12 protein-coding genes and 1 other RNA gene are annotated in these 15,601 nt (G+C 68.4%); 11 read left to right on the top strand and 2 right to left on the bottom strand.

Annotation, left to right across the window (positions count from 1 at the left end; translation table 11 throughout):
• Window positions 1-13: 13 nt before the first annotated feature.
• The gene (phaR, locus tag J1C47_RS13690) at window positions 14-640 is read left to right on the top strand and encodes a polyhydroxyalkanoate synthesis repressor PhaR (RefSeq protein WP_207351327.1); all 627 of its coding nucleotides are present in this window, start codon (window positions 14-16) and stop codon (window positions 638-640) included.
• 95 nt (window positions 641-735) lie between these two features.
• On the opposite strand, the gene nudC is transcribed toward phaR, so the two are convergent.
• On the bottom strand, window positions 736-1,731 hold the full coding sequence (nudC, locus tag J1C47_RS13685) for an NAD(+) diphosphatase (RefSeq protein WP_207351326.1): 996 nt from the start codon (window positions 1,729-1,731) through the stop codon (window positions 736-738).
• Between the two features lie 41 nt (window positions 1,732-1,772).
• Entirely contained in the window at window positions 1,773-2,189 is a 417-nt protein-coding gene (locus J1C47_RS13680) for an HIT domain-containing protein (RefSeq protein ID WP_207351325.1), read from the bottom strand.
• Between the two features lie 76 nt (window positions 2,190-2,265).
• On the opposite strand from J1C47_RS13680, the gene ffs reads away from it, so the two are divergent.
• The 10 genes from ffs (at window position 2,266) to metH (ending at window position 15,571) form a co-directional block, all read left to right on the top strand.
• Window positions 2,266-2,363: signal recognition particle sRNA small type (ffs, locus tag J1C47_RS13675), an RNA gene on the top strand.
• Between the two features lie 432 nt (window positions 2,364-2,795).
• A complete protein-coding gene (locus J1C47_RS13670; RefSeq protein ID WP_207351324.1) occupies window positions 2,796-3,002 on the top strand; it encodes a hypothetical protein in 207 nt (68 codons plus the stop codon).
• Window positions 3,003-3,051: 49 nt separating this feature from the next.
• Window positions 3,052-4,554, top strand: coding sequence for an AMP nucleosidase (locus J1C47_RS13665; RefSeq protein ID WP_207351323.1), 1,503 nt, complete (start codon window positions 3,052-3,054; stop codon window positions 4,552-4,554).
• Window positions 4,555-4,570: 16 nt separating this feature from the next.
• Window positions 4,571-5,602 carry an endonuclease/exonuclease/phosphatase family protein gene (locus J1C47_RS13660; protein ID WP_207351322.1) on the top strand — a complete coding sequence of 344 codons (1,032 nt, stop codon included), beginning with the start codon at window positions 4,571-4,573 and terminating at the stop codon, window positions 5,600-5,602.
• A 297-nt stretch (window positions 5,603-5,899) separates the two neighbouring features.
• Window positions 5,900-6,862 (top strand): galactofuranose ABC transporter, galactofuranose-binding protein YtfQ, encoded by a 963-nt coding sequence (gene ytfQ / locus J1C47_RS13655; RefSeq protein ID WP_207351321.1) that lies wholly within the window; start codon window positions 5,900-5,902, stop codon window positions 6,860-6,862.
• Between the two features lie 230 nt (window positions 6,863-7,092).
• Complete coding sequence (locus J1C47_RS13650) at window positions 7,093-8,652, top strand: sugar ABC transporter ATP-binding protein (RefSeq protein WP_207351320.1); 1,560 nt, start codon at window positions 7,093-7,095, stop codon at window positions 8,650-8,652.
• A gap of 14 nt (window positions 8,653-8,666) precedes the next feature.
• Window positions 8,667-9,713, top strand: a complete 1,047-nt coding sequence (locus J1C47_RS13645) for an ABC transporter permease (RefSeq protein WP_207351350.1) — start codon at window positions 8,667-8,669, stop codon at window positions 9,711-9,713.
• Window positions 9,710-10,693 carry a galactofuranose ABC transporter, permease protein YjfF gene (gene yjfF / locus J1C47_RS13640; protein WP_207351319.1) on the top strand — a complete coding sequence of 328 codons (984 nt, stop codon included), beginning with the start codon at window positions 9,710-9,712 and terminating at the stop codon, window positions 10,691-10,693. The genes J1C47_RS13645 and yjfF overlap by 4 nt, the downstream gene beginning before the upstream one ends.
• Window positions 10,690-11,469, top strand: a complete 780-nt coding sequence (locus J1C47_RS13635) for a FadR/GntR family transcriptional regulator (RefSeq protein ID WP_207351318.1) — start codon at window positions 10,690-10,692, stop codon at window positions 11,467-11,469. The genes yjfF and J1C47_RS13635 overlap by 4 nt, the downstream gene beginning before the upstream one ends.
• Before the next feature lie 307 nt (window positions 11,470-11,776).
• The gene (gene metH, locus J1C47_RS13630) at window positions 11,777-15,571 is read left to right on the top strand and encodes a methionine synthase (RefSeq protein ID WP_207351317.1); all 3,795 of its coding nucleotides are present in this window, start codon (window positions 11,777-11,779) and stop codon (window positions 15,569-15,571) included.
• Window positions 15,572-15,601: the final 30 nt, after the last annotated feature.

Genomic DNA, 15,601 nt, shown 5'->3' with positions numbered 1-15,601 from the left:
AAGGGAGTTGGCAATGGCCAGGAACGACGAAGTCACGGTCATCAAGAAATACGCCAACCGGCGCCTCTACAACACCGGAACCAGCACCTACGTGACGCTCGAGAACCTTGCCGCCATGGTCAAGGGAAACGAGGAGTTCGTCGTCCAGGACGCCAAGACCGGCGAGGACATCACCCGCTCGGTGCTCACCCAGATCATCTTCGAGCAGGAGAACAAGGGCGGCCAGAATCTGATGCCGATCGCCTTCCTGCGCCAGCTCATCCGCTTCTACGGCGATCAGATGCAGATGGTGATCCCGGGCTATCTGGAACAGTCGATGACGGCCCTCGCCAAGGAGCAGGAAACCTTCCGCGAGCAGATGACCGGCACCATGACGGCCAATCCCATGCAGCTCATGGAAGCGCAGGTGCGGCGCAACACCGAGATGTTCCGCCGCGCGATGACGATGTTCAACCCCTTCGTCGCCGGCGCCCTCGGCGAGGCCGACCATGCGGGCGAGGCGGCGGCCGAGCCGCGTGCCAACGGCGGCGCGGCGCATGGGCGCGACGACGACCTGAAGGCGATGCGCGAGCAGCTGCAGCGCATGCAGGAGCGCATCGAAGCGCTCGACGCGCGGGACGCCGTCAAGAAGGGCGGCTGACGGAGCAGATCGAGGGGCGCACCGCACCGCACCGCACCGCGCGACGCGCTATGCTCGCGCGGCCGCCGCCGCTGACGCGACCGCTCCTGCGGCCGTCACCGATCCGTCCCGGCCGGCGCCTCGACGAAGGCGCGGATCAGGTGGTGGGCGATGGCGAAGCGCTTCGGGATCGCCAGCCCGTCCGGATGCCGGCCCTCCAGCATGGCGCGGACTTCCTCGCGCGGGAACCAGCGGCAGGCTTCGAGTTCCGTCGCGTCGAAGACGATCTGCCGCGTCTCTGCCTTTGCCAGGCATCCGATCATCAGATTGCCGGGAAACGGCCAGGGCTGCGAGGCGAGCAGCGTGACCTCGCCGACGGCAAGGCCCGCCTCCTCCATCGTCTCGCGGCGCACCGCGTCTTCGAGCGTCTCGCCCGGCTCGACGAAGCCGGCAAGGCACGACCAGAAATTCGCCGCGAAGCGCGGCTGGCGCCCGAGCACGCAGCGGCCCTCGCCGTCATGAACGAGCATGATGGTCACCGGGTCGGTGCGCGGGAAGACGACGTTGTCGCAGGCGGTGCATTCGCGGCGGTAGCCGGCGGCGGCGGAGCGCGTCGCGGCGCCGCAGACGCCGCAGAAGCGGTTCTTGCCGTGCCACTGGAGGAGATGGGCGGCCTGGGCGAGGCGGCCCTCGGTGTCGGGATCGAGGCGCTCCTCCATGCCGATGCCGCGAAGGTCCATGGCCGCGAGCCCCGCGGCGTCCTCCTCGGGCAGGGCAACGACGGCGGAAAGTGCCGGGCCGCCCGCGGGGTCGAAGCCGAGCAGGATGGCCGCCTCGAGATCGGCGCCGAGAAGGCGCGCCTCCTCGATGCCGAAGGCGGCGGAAAGCTCGGGGCCGTCGGTCTTCACCAGCCACTTGCCGGCGCCGCCGAGATAGATGGTCGCCGCCGCATCGGCGAGCGCCGCGGCGAGGCTCTCGCCGGTCCGCAGTTCCCCGTCGCGGCGCAGCCGGTTGCGGGAAAAGCCCATGCGCGCGCTCATTTCGGGCCGGGCGTCCGGCCCTTCGGTGCCGCTGGTGCCGTCGGTGCCATCGGTGCCATCGGTGTCGGCCATCTTCAAGAACTCCTTGCGCGCCGCCTTGCGCCTGCCGCCCGCTATCCGCCCGCGAGCACCGCCTGCGCAAGCCCCTTGCGCATGGTTTCGAGGGCCGGCGGGTCGTAGGGCTCGGCGCTGCCGAAGCCCCAGACCGGGCCCGGCCAGGCGGCGTCGCCGTCGCGCCGGGCGATGACGTGGACGTGCAGCATCGGCACCATGTTGCCCAGCGCGCCGACATTGATCTTGTCGGCGCGGCAATGGCCCTTCAGCGCCTTGGCGACGAGGCAGGTCTCGAAGGTCAGCATGGTCTGGTCGAGGGGGGTGAGGTCGTGGATCTCGGTGACGTCGTTCCTCTGCGGCACGAGGATCAGCCACGGCCAGCGCCGGTCGTTCATCAACAGAAGGACGCACAGGCCCAGGGTCCCGATCGCCACGCTGTCTGCCGCGAGCCGCGGATCGACTTTGAACTTGCGCATGAACCTCGCTTTCCTCCCGATGCCCCCGTGCCACCCCGCTTGCAATTAGAATGCTTTTCGCCGATATGGAGACCCGGGAGGTTGGTGGTGGACGAGCCACTCGCCAACCGGGTCAGGTCCGGAAGGAAGCAGCCCTAACGAGCTATGGCACGGGTCGCCGTGCCAGCCTCCCACCCTTTTTCGCGCAAGGCCTTGTTTCAACGGCGGTCACGGGCCGCCGTCGTCGGACACCCACCGCCCCCGCATCGGCGGTGCAGCACCCTGACCGGGTCGCTTGATGTCACGACAAGCGCCGATTCGCCGCAGCCATGCTTCGCCGACCTCCGGTCTCAGGGCCTTGGAGCGACGCGGTGGCCCCGCCGCGTTCCTCCCGCTCGCCCCCGAAATGCCCGGCATCGACGCCGGTGCAACGCTCGCGTAAGAATGGGCCTGCAGGAGACGGCGCAAACGCGCTGCTGCGGCCCGATGCCCGCCTCGTGCGGGCGGACGTCGAGCGTCTTCCCGTTCAGGCGGCACTCGGGTCGCATTCGGCTTCGAAATGGCCTATTGCCGCGCCACGGGTGTTTCGCGGCGGCGACAGGGCCTGAAGAAAAGCGGATCCGGACGATGTTCACACGCCTCACCATCCTGACGATCGTGATCGCCCTGTTCGGCCTCGGCATGAGCTATCTCGCCCAGCGGGGCGGCAGCCACGCGAAGGGCGGCAACTTCGTCGCCTCGCTGTCCGGCGGCAGTTGCGACTACACCAGCGGGACCGTCTGCCGGATCAACCGCGGCGGTGCCGGCACGAACGGCCTGGAGGCGAAATTTTGAGGCAGCCGGCGTCTTACCCGCGCCACCGAGGGGCGGTAGAGTTCCGGCCATGACAGCGTTCGACACCACCTTTGAGCAACTGCCCGTCGCAAGCCCCGAGCCCGTGCATCCGCAGCCCTTCGCCGACGCCGAGGCGGCGGTCGCCGAGCTGAAGCGGCTCTACGACCGGTCGGTGGCCTTCCTCACGGCGCGGTTCGACGACGTCGTCTCGAACGCCAGGGCCGACAGGCGCTACCGGGCCTTCTATCCGGAAGTCGCCGTCACCACTCGCACCCATGCCCGGGTCGATTCACGGCTCGCCTTCGGCCACGTGCCGCTTCCCGGCGAATATGCAGCGACGGTCACCCGGCCCGATCTCTTCGGCCGCTATCTGGTCGAGCAGCTCGACCTTCTCCTGAAGAACCACGGGCAGCCGGTGCTGATCGGCGACTCCGCCACCCCGATCCCGCTGCACTTCGCGCTTCCCGAAGGCACCCATGTCGACGGCGAGCAGGCGGAGCGGCTGGCACATCCGCTGCGCGACGTCTTCGACGTTCCGGACCTTGCCGCGACGGACGACCGGATCGTCAACGGCACCTTCGAGCCGCCGGCCGGCGGGCGCCTGCCGCTCGCCCCGTTCACCGCCCAGCGGGTGGACTATTCGCTGCATCGCCTCGCCCACTACACGGCGACGCGCCCGCGGCATTTCCAGAACTTCGTGCTCTTCACCAACTATCAGTTCTACGTCGACGAATTTTGCATCGTGGCGCGCGAGATGATGCGGCGCGGCGGCGAGGGCTACGAGGAATTCGTCGAGCCGGGCGACGTCGCGACGCCCGCCGGCCACGAGCGGCCGGTTGCCGGCAAGGCGCCGCCGCGGCTGCCGCAGATGCCGGCCTATCACCTGAAGCGCGGCGACGGCCACGGCATCACCATGATCAACATCGGCGTCGGCCCGTCCAACGCCAAGACGATCACCGACCACGTCGCGGTGCTGCGGCCGCATGCCTGGCTGATGCTCGGCCACTGCGCCGGCCTCAGGAACAGCCAGGCGCTCGGCGACTACGTCCTCGCCCATGCCTATGTGCGCGAGGACCACGTGCTCGACGCCGACCTGCCGCTCTGGGTGCCGATCCCGGCGCTGGCCGAGGTGCAGGTGGCCCTGGAAAAGGCGGTTGAGGAGGTCACCGGCCTCGAAGGCTACGACCTGAAACGCATCATGCGCACCGGCACGGTCGCGACGATCGACAACCGCAACTGGGAACTCCGCGACCAGCGCGAGCCGGTGCAGCGCCTGTCGCAGTCCCGCGCCATCGCCCTCGACATGGAATCGGCCACCATTGCCGCCAACGGCTTTCGCTTCCGCGTTCCCTACGGCACGCTGCTCTGCGTCTCCGACAAGCCGCTGCACGGGGAATTGAAGCTGCCGGGCATGGCGACGGACTTCTACAAGCGCCAGGTCGCGCAGCATCTGAAGATCGGCATGCGGGCGCTGGAGCTGATGAGCGAACTGCCCTCGGAGCGCGTGCATTCGCGCAAGCTGCGCTCCTTCTTCGAGACGGCCTTCCAGTGATCGCGGGCGCAGCCGGTTGACGACCTCCTTCCTCTCCCGCCTGATCGAGACCGCCCTGCGGGGGCTGGCGCTCGTGGTCGCCGCGGCGCTCTGCTGCAGCTTCTTCGGCCGCGCCGTGCCGTTCTTCGATTCGCTGTCGCACTTCCGGGCGCATCTCGCCGTCCTGCTCTTCGTCCTCGCCCTTTTCCTGATCGCCATGCGCAGCATCGTCACGGCGACCCTTGCCGCGATCGTCGCCGCCTATGCCGCCGTCTCGGTCTCGCCCTTCGTCGTGCCGCGCCCCGGGGAGGCGGCGGCGACGGGCCCGGCGACCGACCGGGCGTCGCTCAGCCGTCGGCCGCTGACGCTGCTGCAGATGAACCTTCGCTACGACGCCGATCCCGTCCCGGCGATCGCAACGATCGCCCGGCTCGACCCGGACGTCGTCACCCTGCAGGAGATGAACCGCCGCTGGGTCGAGGCGATGCAGCCGCTGCGGGCGACCTATCCCTACGGCGCCTATTGCGGGGTCGGCGAGGTGGTGGGCGGCGTCGCGATCCTGTCGCGGATCCCGTTCGGTGCCGGCGACGCGATCTGCCGGGCCGAGGACGGCTTCGTCTCCCGGCGGCTCGATCTCGGCGGCAAGGCCGCGCTCACCGTCGTGTCGGAGCATCTGGTCTGGCCCTGGCCCTATCGCCAGGGACGGCAGGTCGCGGCGCTCGGCGACGTCCTCGCCGGGCTCGGCGAACCCCTCCTGATCGCCGGCGACTTCAACGCCGTGCCGTGGAGCGCGACGATCGGGCGCTACGCCGCCGCCTCGAAGACGACGGCCGCCGGCGGGATCGGCCCGACCTGGCTCGCCAGGCGGCTGCCGGAAGCGCTTCGCCCGCTGATCGGCCTGCCGATCGACAACATCCTGTTCTCGAAGGGCGTGCGCATCCTTTCGGTCGCGCGCGGCGAGGCGACCGATTCCGACCACCTGCCGGTGCTCGTCAGCTTCGATCTGCCGGCCGCCGCGGCGCTCGACGTCGCCCCGGCCCGCGTCGTCGACGGCGCCGCAAGCCGCTAGCCCTTCGCTCTCAGGATCGCCTTGCCTGCGATCTGCCGCACGCGGCGGGTACTCGCCGCGGCGGATTGTGCGCGACATGCTGGGTCGATCGGAGCGTCGCAACTCCAGGGCAGTCGCGCGAAGGCAAGCGCCATCGGCGACGCCTCGATCTCCCTCCTCGCGGGGGAGATCAGCCCAATCGCCTTGCACCGCCCGATTTTCGAGCCGGAGCCCGGCACGGGCTCTGGACATCATTTATCATATAATATTATCCTTGGATCATCCGGTGTGGAGGCCGGGTGATTTCGGGAGGAATGCATGAGAACTCTGAAGACGCTCGCGGGCGCCGTGGCTTTCGCCGCCCTGATGGCCGGTTCGGCGCTCGCCGCCGACATGACGGTCGGCTTCTCGCAGATCGGTTCGGAATCCGGCTGGCGCGCCGCCGAGACGACGCTGACCAAGGAGCAGGCGGAAAAGCGCGGCATCGATCTGAAATTCGCCGACGCCCAGCAGAAGCAGGAAAACCAGATCAAGGCGATCCGCTCCTTCATCGCGCAAGGGGTCGACGCGATCCTGCTCGCCCCGGTCGTCGCGACCGGCTGGGACCAGGTGCTGGAGGAAGCCAAGGATGCCGAGATTCCGGTGGTGCTGCTCGACCGGCAGGTGGATTCCTCCGACGACCTCTATCTGACCGCCGTCGGCTCGGACCTCGAGCACGAGGGCGCGGTGGCCGGCGACTGGCTGGTCAAGGCGGTCGGCGACAAGCCCTGCAACGTCGTCCAGCTCGAGGGCACGACCGGCTCGTCGCCGGCGATCAAGCGCAAGGAAGGCTTCGAGAAGGCCGTCTCCGGCCACGACAACATCAAGATCGTGCGCTCGCAGACCGGCGACTTCACCCGCACCAAGGGCAAGGAAGTCATGGAGAGCTTCCTGAAGGCGGAGAATGGCGGCAAGGACATCTGCGCCCTCTACGCCCACAACGACGACATGGCGCTCGGCGCGATCCAGGCGATCAAGGAAGCCGGCCTGAAACCGGGCAAGGACATTCTCGTCGTCTCGATCGACTCGGTGCCCGACATCTTCCTCGCCATGCAGAACGGCGAGGCGAACGCCTCCGTCGAGCTGACGCCGAACATGGCCGGCCCGGCATTCGACGCGCTGGAAGCCTATTTCAAGGACAAGAAGCAGCCGCCGAAGTTCATCCAGACCGAATCGAAGCTCTACACCCAGGACGACGACCCCAAGTCGGTCTACGAAGCCAAGAAGAACCAGGGCTACTGATACCCGGCCGAAGGCCTTAACCCGTCTCCGGCCGGCCGGTTCGCACCCCGGCCGGAGGCGGCCATCGCCGGCGGTCCGAGGCCGGCCGCCGCGAGGCTCTTCATGCGGCCGCCGCGCCGGCATGGCAAACGGGCCTGCGGCGGGGTGCGTCATTGCCTCTCCGCTTCGCCGGATCCTATTGTCGTCGTGCCGGGCGCCGCCGCCGCCCCGGCAAAATCGTGGAACTTGCCATGGCCGCAAGCGAGCCGCTGCTTCGCGCAGAAGGCATCAGCAAGGACTTTCTCGGCGTGACGGCGCTTTCCGGCGTCGATTTCGACCTCGCCGCCGGGGAGATCCATGCTCTCGTCGGCGAGAACGGCGCCGGCAAGTCGACCCTGATCAAGATCCTCACCGGCGCCTATCGCCGCGACGCCGGCCGCATCGTGCTTTCGGGCGAGCCGATCAGTCCTTCCGACGTGATGGAGGCGCAGTCGCTCGGCATCGGCACGGTCTACCAGGAGGTCAACCTGCTGCCCAATCTGACGGTGGCGGAAAACCTCTTTCTCGGCCGGGAGCCGAAGCGTTTCGGCCTGATCGACCGGCGCGCCGCCAACCGCCGCTCGCGCGAGATCCTGGCGCAATACGGCCTTTCCATCGACGTTTCGGCCCAGCTCTCGGCCTATTCGGTCGCGGTCCGGCAGATCGTCGCGATCGCCCGCGCCGTCGATCTCTCCGGCAAGGTGCTGATCCTCGACGAGCCGACCGCCAGCCTCGACGCCGCCGAGGTCTCGCGGCTGTTCGCGATCCTCGAAGACCTCAAGGCCCGCGGCCTCGGCATCGTCTTCATCACCCACTTCTTCGATCAGGTCTACCGCATCGCCGACCGCGTTACGATCCTGCGCAACGGCCACAAGGTGGCGACCCGGCCGCTGGCCGGGCTCGAACGGCTGGAACTGGTCTCGATGATGCTCGGCCGCGAACTGAAGGAGGAGGAGAGCCACCGCGCCCCGGCGGGCGAGGCCGGCGAGCGGCCCGTCGTCGCGCGCTTCAGGGGCGTCGGCAAGCGTGGGCGCATCGCCCCCTTCGACCTCGATCTGCGGGCCGGCGAGGTGGTGGGCGTCGCCGGCCTCCTCGGCTCCGGCCGCACCGAGACCGCCGAACTGATGTTCGGCATCGCCCAGCCCGACGAAGGCCGCGTCGAGGTCGACGGCCGGCCGGCCGGCTTCGCCTCGCCGCGCGACGCGATCGCCGAGGGCTTCGGTTTCTGCCCGGAGGACCGCAAGCAGGACGGGATCATCGACGACCTGTCGGTGCGCGAGAACATCGTGCTCGCCCTGCAGGCCCGGCGCGGCTGGACGAAGCCTTTGTCGCGCAAGGAGCAGGAGGCGATCGCCGACCGCTACATCGCCGCCCTCGACATCCGCACCAGCGACCGCGAGAAGCCGATCAAGTTCCTTTCCGGCGGCAACCAGCAGAAGGTGATCCTGGCGCGCTGGCTCGCCACCGATCCGCGGCTGCTGATCCTCGACGAGCCGACGCGCGGCATCGACGTCGGCGCCCATGCCGAGATCATCCGGCTGATCGGCGAACTTCGGGAGCGCGGCATGTCGCTCCTCGTCATCTCCTCCGAGCTCGAGGAGATCGTCGCCTATGCGACGCGGGTGCGGATCCTCGCCGACCGCCGCCACGCCGGCGAGCTCGATGCCGGCGCCATCAGCGCCGACGCGATCATGCGGGCGATCGCCGCCGGGGAGAGGCACGGCGACGGGCAGGGCCGGGCCGCCGAGATCATGCAGGAGGGCGCGGCGTGACGTTGCCTGCCACCATGCGCCGCGTCCTGCCGCAGCTCGTCGCCCTCCTCGTGATCCTCGCCCTGAACACGGCGATCGCGCCGGGCTTCCTCGACGTCGCCTTCGCCAACGGGCGGCTCTACGGCAGCCTGATCGACATCCTCAACCGCGGCGCGCCGGTGGCGCTGCTCGCCATCGGCATGACGCTGGTGATCGCGACGCGGGGCATCGACCTTTCCGTCGGCGCTGTCATGGCGATCGCCGGCGCCGTCGCGGCGGCGCTGATCACCACCGGCCAGCCGCTCGCCGTCACGCTCGTCGCCACCCTCGGGGCCGGCGCGCTCTGCGGCCTGTGGAACGGCGCGCTCGTCGCCTTTCTCGGCATCCAGCCGATCATCGCGACGCTGATCCTGATGGTCGCCGGCCGCGGCATCGCCCAGCTGATCACCGAAGGCATCATCCTCACCTTCAACGATCCGGGCCTCGTCTTCGTCGGCAGCGGCACCGTCCTCGGCGTGCCGTTTCCGATCATCCTGTGGGTGGTGATCGGCCTCTGCGTCTCGCTGCTGTTCCGCGTCACCGCGCTCGGCCTCCTGGTCGAGGCGATCGGCGTCAACCGAAGGGCCTCGACGCTCGCCGGCATCGGCACCTCGGCGCTGCTCCTCGCCGTCTATGCGGCGTCGGGCCTCTGCGCCGCCGTCGCCGGCGTCGTCGCAGCCGCCGACATCATGGGCGCCGACGCCAACAATGCCGGGCTCTGGCTCGAACTCGACGCGATCCTCGCCGTCGTCGTCGGCGGCAATTCGCTGATGGGCGGGCGGTTCTCGATCGCCGGGTCGCTGATCGGCGCGATGATCATCCAGTCGGTCAACACCGGCATCCTGCTCGCCGGCTTCCCGCCGGAGTTCAACCTCGTCATCAAGGCGGCGATCATCGTCGTCATTCTCGTCGTCCAGTCGCCGGCGAGTCACACGCTCTCTGCCTATTTCAGGCACCGGCCCGGTGCCGCGCAGGACAGGTCGGCGGGCGCGGTCCGTGCTGCCGGAAAGACCGGAAGCGCCGGAAAGGAGGCGGTGCGATGACTTCGTCGAGGCTCTTCCCCCTGGCGACGACGCTGCTGATCTTCGTCGTCGCCTACGCGCTCTGCATCGTTCAGTATCCCAACATGCTGTCGACGCGGGTGCTCGGCAATCTCCTCACCGACAACGCCTTTCTCGGCATCGCCGCGGTCGGCATGACCTTCGTCATCCTGTCCGGCGGCATCGACCTGTCGATCGGCTCGGTGATCGCCTTCACCGGCGTCTTCCTCGCCGTCGCCATGGGCGAGTGGGGCGTTCCGCCGCTCCTCGCCATCGCCCTTCTGCTCGTCCTCGCCACGCTGTTCGGGGCGGTGATGGGAGCGATGATCCACTATCTCGCCATGCCGCCCTTCATCGTGACGCTCGCCGGCATGTTCTTCGCGCGGGGCATGGCGTTCCTGATCTCGATCGATTCCGTGCCGATCAAGGCCGGGCTCTACGACACGCTGCACGGGCTCTACTTCAAGATGCCCGGCGGCGGCCGGCTGACCTTCATCGGCATGGCGATGCTGGCGGTCTTCGCCGTCGGCATCCTCGTCGCCCACTTCACCTCCTTCGGCCGCAACGTCTATGCGATCGGCGGCAACCGCCAGTCGGCCGAGCTGATGGGCGTGCCGATCGCCCGGACGACGATCGCCATCTACGCCCTGTCGAGCTTCCTCGCGGGCCTCGCCGGCATCGCCTTTTCGCTGTACACATCGGCCGGCTATTCGCTGGCGGCGGTCGGCGTCGAGCTGGACGCCATCGCCGCCGTCGTCATCGGCGGCACGCTGCTCACCGGCGGCTCCGGCTTCGTCGCCGGAACCCTGCTCGGCATCCTGATCATGGGCCTGATCCAGACCTACATCGTCTTCGACGGGACGCTTTCGAGCTGGTGGACCAAGATCGTGATCGGCCTCCTTCTGTTCAGCTTCATCGCGCTGCAGCGCGGCCTCGTCTGGCTGAGCGCGCGCCGCAGCGGCGCGGCCGCGATGCCGGCATGACCGGCCTTCTCGCCAGCGCCGGTGCCGAGCGCCTCGACCGGTCGAGCCATGCCCATGTCGTTACGACGCTCGGCCGGGAGATCGTCGCCGGCAGTTTCCCGCCCGGCTCGATCCTGCCGGGCGACAAGGAGCTCGGGGAGATGTTCGGGGTTTCGCGCACCGTGCTGCGCGAGGCGATGAAGACGCTGGCGGCCAAGCGGCTGATCGAGGCGAAGACCCGCGTCGGCACAAAAGTGCTCGAGCGCGAGCGCTGGAACCTGCTCGACCCCGACGTCCTGCGCTGGCGGGTCGAGACCGGGCTCGACGCCCGCTTCATCGAGGATCTCGCGACGATGCGGCTCGCCTTCGAGCCGGAGGCGGCGGCGCTCGCCTGCCGCCGCGCCACCGGCGAGGACATCGCGCGGCTGAACGCCATCGTCGAGGAGATCGGCGACCTCGGCCACGACCGGACCTCGATCGCCCGGGTCGACCTCAAGTTCCATCTCGCCGTGGCGGAGATCTCGCGCAACCCGTTCATGCGGGCGACCAGCGGCCTGATCGAGGCGGCGCTCGCCTGCGTGCTGCGGCTTTCTTCGCCCGCTGAGGATGCCGAACTGATCCGCGAATGCGCCGACAATCACCGTCGCATCGTCGAGGCGATCGCCTCGGGCGACGAGGAGCGGGCGCGGGCGACGATGCGCACCGTCATCGAGCTCGGCGCGGTCCGCACTCAGTCCGCCCTCGAAGAAGCGGCACGGGGTCCGTCCGCGACGGTGGGGCCGCGCTCCGGCGCCTGAGCCGCGGCCGGGCGCTTGCGGATCGGCGGTCCCGATCGCCGGGCCCGGCCATCAGGCTTGACGAGTGAGCAAGGCGACCCGAGCCCTTCCACCGGCCCCGACCTCGCCGCACCCCCGCCCGTTCCCGTCGTCGAGCTTCGGCTCGGCGGCGCACCGCCGGCGCGTCGTCGGCTGCCCAACCACCCCCCGGAGCTTGCGCGAGATCACCTTCGGCGGGGTCGGCCGGCCCATGTTGCGCACGCCATTTGTTGACATAAGAATATCTTTATGTGATTTGGGACCTGACCCAAAAGGACAAGCGACGCTCATGACTTCTTCGACCGAACAACTCTTCGGGCCGATCGCCGACGGTCGCAATCCGGCCGAGGCCGCAAAGGCGCTGCAGCAGGCCGTCGCCGAGCGGATCCTCATCCTCGACGGTGCGATGGGCACCGAGATCCAGCTCCTCGGCCTCGGCGAGGAGGATTTCCGCGGCCACCGCTTCGGCGCCTGCGAATGCCATCTGCAGGGCAACAACGATCTCCTCAACCTGACCCAGCCGAAGGCAATCGAGGACATCCACTACGCCTATGCGATGGCCGGCGCGGACATCCTGGAGACCAACACCTTCTCCTCGACGACCATCGCCCAGGCCGACTACCAGATGGAGGATCAGGTCTACGAGCTGAACCGCGACGGCGCGCGTCTCGCCCGCCGCGCGGCGATCCGCGCCGAACAGGCGGACGGCAAGCGCCGCTTCGTCGCCGGCGCGCTCGGGCCGACCAACCGCACCGCCTCGATCTCGCCGGACGTCAACAATCCCGGCTTTCGCGCCGTCACCTTCGACGACCTGCGCATTGCCTACGGCGAGCAGTTGCGCGGGCTGATCGACGGCGGCGCCGACATCGTGCTCATCGAGACGATCTTCGACACGCTGAACGCCAAGGCGGCGATCTTCGCGGCCGAGGAGATCTTCGAGGAAAAGGGCGTGCGGCTGCCGGTGATGATCTCCGGCACGATCACCGACCTGTCGGGCCGCACGCTCTCCGGCCAGACGCCGACCGCCTTCTGGCATTCGGTGCGCCATGCCAAGCCCTTCACCATCGGTCTCAACTGCGCCCTCGGCGCGGCGGCGATGCGCGACCATCTGGCGGAGATCTCGGCGGCCGCCGACACCTTCGTCTGCGCCTATCCGAATGCCGGCCTGCCGAACGAGTTCGGCGAATACGACCAGAGCCCCGAGGCGATGGCCAAGGAGGTCGAGGTCTTCGCGAGAGACGGCCTCGTCAACGTCGTCGGCGGCTGCTGCGGCTCGACGCCCGACCACATCAGGGCCGTCGCCGAGATGCTGAAGCGCCACGCGCCGCGCAAGATCCCGCGCGTCGAGCGGCGGATGAAGCTCTCCGGCCTCGAGCCCTTCACGCTGACCAGGGACATCCCCTTCGTCAATGTCGGCGAGCGGACCAACGTCACCGGCTCGGCGCGTTTCCGCAAGCTGATCAAGGACAACGACTATCCGGCCGCCCTCGAGGTCGCGCGGCAGCAGGTGGAGAACGGCGCCCAGGTCATCGACGTCAACATGGACGAGGGCCTGATCGATTCGAAGCAGGCGATGGTCGACTATCTCAACCTCGTCGCCGCCGAGCCGGACATCGCCAAGGTACCGGTGATGATCGATTCCTCGAAGTTCGAGGTGATCGAGGCCGGCCTGAAATGCGTCCAGGGCAAGCCGCTGGTCAATTCGATCTCGATGAAGGAGGGCGAGGAGAACTTCCTCGCCCAGGCCAAGCTGATCCAGCGCTACGGCGCTGCCGTCGTCGTCATGGCCTTCGACGAAAAGGGCCAGGCCGACAGTTACGAGCGCAAGGTCGAGATCTGCACCAAGGCCTACAGGCTTCTGACCGAAAAGGCCGGTTTCGCGCCGGAGGACATCGTCTTCGACCCGAACATCTTCGCGGTCGCCACCGGCATCGAGGAGCACAATCCCTACGGTGTCGCCTTCATCGAGGCGACGCGGACGATCCGGCAGACCCTGCCGCACGCCCATATCTCCGGCGGCGTCTCCAACCTTTCCTTCTCCTTCCGCGGCAACGAGGCCGTGCGCGAGGCGATGCACGCCGTGTTCCTCTACCACGCCATCCAGGCGGGGATGGACATGGGCATCGTCAATGCCGGCCAGCTCGCGGTCTACGACTCGATCGATCCGGAGCTGCGCGAGGCCTGCGAGGACGTCATCCTCAACCGCGTGCCGAAGGACGGCGGCGATCCGACCGAGCGGATGCTGGAGCTTGCCGAGCGCTACAAGGGGCAGGGCGGCGGCAAGGCCAAGGAAAAGGATCTCTCCTGGCGCGAGAAGCCGGTGAACGAGCGTCTCGCCCATGCCCTCGTCAACGGCATCACCGAATATATCGAGCCCGACACCGAGGAGGCGCGGGCTGCCGCCGAGCGGCCGCTGCACGTCATCGAAGGCCCGCTGATGGACGGCATGAACATCGTCGGCGACCTCTTCGGCTCCGGCAAGATGTTCCTGCCGCAGGTGGTGAAGTCCGCCCGCGTCATGAAGCAGGCGGTCGCCTATCTGATGCCCTTCATGGAGGAGGAGAAGCGGCGGACCGGCGGCGAAGGCCGGAAGAACGCCGGCAAGATCCTGATGGCGACGGTGAAGGGCGACGTCCACGACATCGGCAAGAACATCGTCGGCGTCGTGCTTGCCTGCAACAATTACGAGGTCGTCGATCTCGGCGTCATGGTGCCGGCGGCGAAGATCCTCGAGACGGCGAAAAAGGAAGAGGTCGACATCATCGGCCTGTCCGGCCTGATCACCCCGTCGCTGGACGAGATGGTGCATGTCGCCGCGGAGATGGAGCGCGAAGGCTTCGACATCCCGCTCCTGATCGGCGGGGCGACGACGAGCCGCGTCCACACGGCGGTGAAGATCCACCCGCAATACGAACGCGGCCAGAGCATCTACGTCACCGATGCGAGCCGTGCCGTCGGCGTCGTCTCGAACCTTCTGTCGCAGGACAATCGCGACAGGACGATCGCCGATATCCGCGAGGAATACAAAAAGGTCGCCGAGGCGCACGAGAAGTCCGAGCGCGACAAGAAGCGCATGACCATCGCCGACGCCCGGGCGAACGCCATGAAGATCGACTGGTCGGGCTACGAGGCGAAGGCGCCGTCCTTCCTCGGCACCAGGGTCTTCGAGGATTTCGATCTCGCCGACCTCGCGGCGCATATCGACTGGACGCCGTTCTTCCAGACCTGGGAGATGAAGGGCCGCTATCCGGCGATCCTCGAGGACGAGCGCCAGGGCGAGGCGGCGCGGGCGCTGTTCGCCGACGCGAAAGCCATGCTGAAGCAGATCGTCGAGGAGAAGTGGTTCCGGCCGCAGGCGGTGGTCGGCTTCTGGCCGGCCAATGCCGTCGGCGACGACATCCGCCTGTTTGCCGACGAGACGCGCAAGGACGAGCGCGCCACCTTCTATACCCTGCGCCAGCAGCTCACCAAGCGCGGCGACCGGCCGAATCTTGCTTTGTCGGACTTCGTCGCGCCGCAGGACTCCGGCCGGCCGGACTATGTCGGCGGCTTCGTCGTCACCGCCGGCATCGAGGAAGAGGCGATCGCCAACCGCTTCGCCAAGGCCAACGACGACTACGCCTCGATCATGGTCAAGGCGCTGGCCGACCGCTTCGCCGAAGCCTTTGCCGAGCGCATGCATGCGCTGGTGCGCACCGAACTCTGGGGCTATGCGCCGGACGAGACCTATACGCCGGAGGAACTGATCGCCGAGCCCTATGCCGGCATTCGCCCGGCGCCGGGCTATCCGGCCCAGCCGGACCACACCGAGAAGCTGACGCTGTTCGAACTGCTCGACGCGGAGGCGAGGATCGGCGTCAAGCTGACGGAGAGCCTCGCCATGTGGCCGGGTTCGTCGGTCTCGGGGCTTTATATCGGTCATCCGGACTCGCACTATTTCGGCGTCGCCAAGGTGGAACGGGACCAGGTCGAGGATTATGCGAGGCGAAAGGGCATGGCGGTCGAGGAGGTCGAGCGCTGGCTGGCGCCGGTCCTGAACTACGTGCCGAAACCGCGGGCCGAGGCGGTCGACGAGGCGGCGTGAGGGTCAGATCGGTGTCAGGCGGGCCCCGAG

Origin of the sequence: Jiella sonneratiae, assembly GCF_017353515.1 — a bacterium.
GTDB classification, from domain to species: domain Bacteria; phylum Pseudomonadota; class Alphaproteobacteria; order Rhizobiales; family Rhizobiaceae; genus Jiella; species Jiella sonneratiae.
Note: the sequence above shows the minus strand (reverse complement) of the source record. Positions and strands in the feature narration are given on the sequence as shown.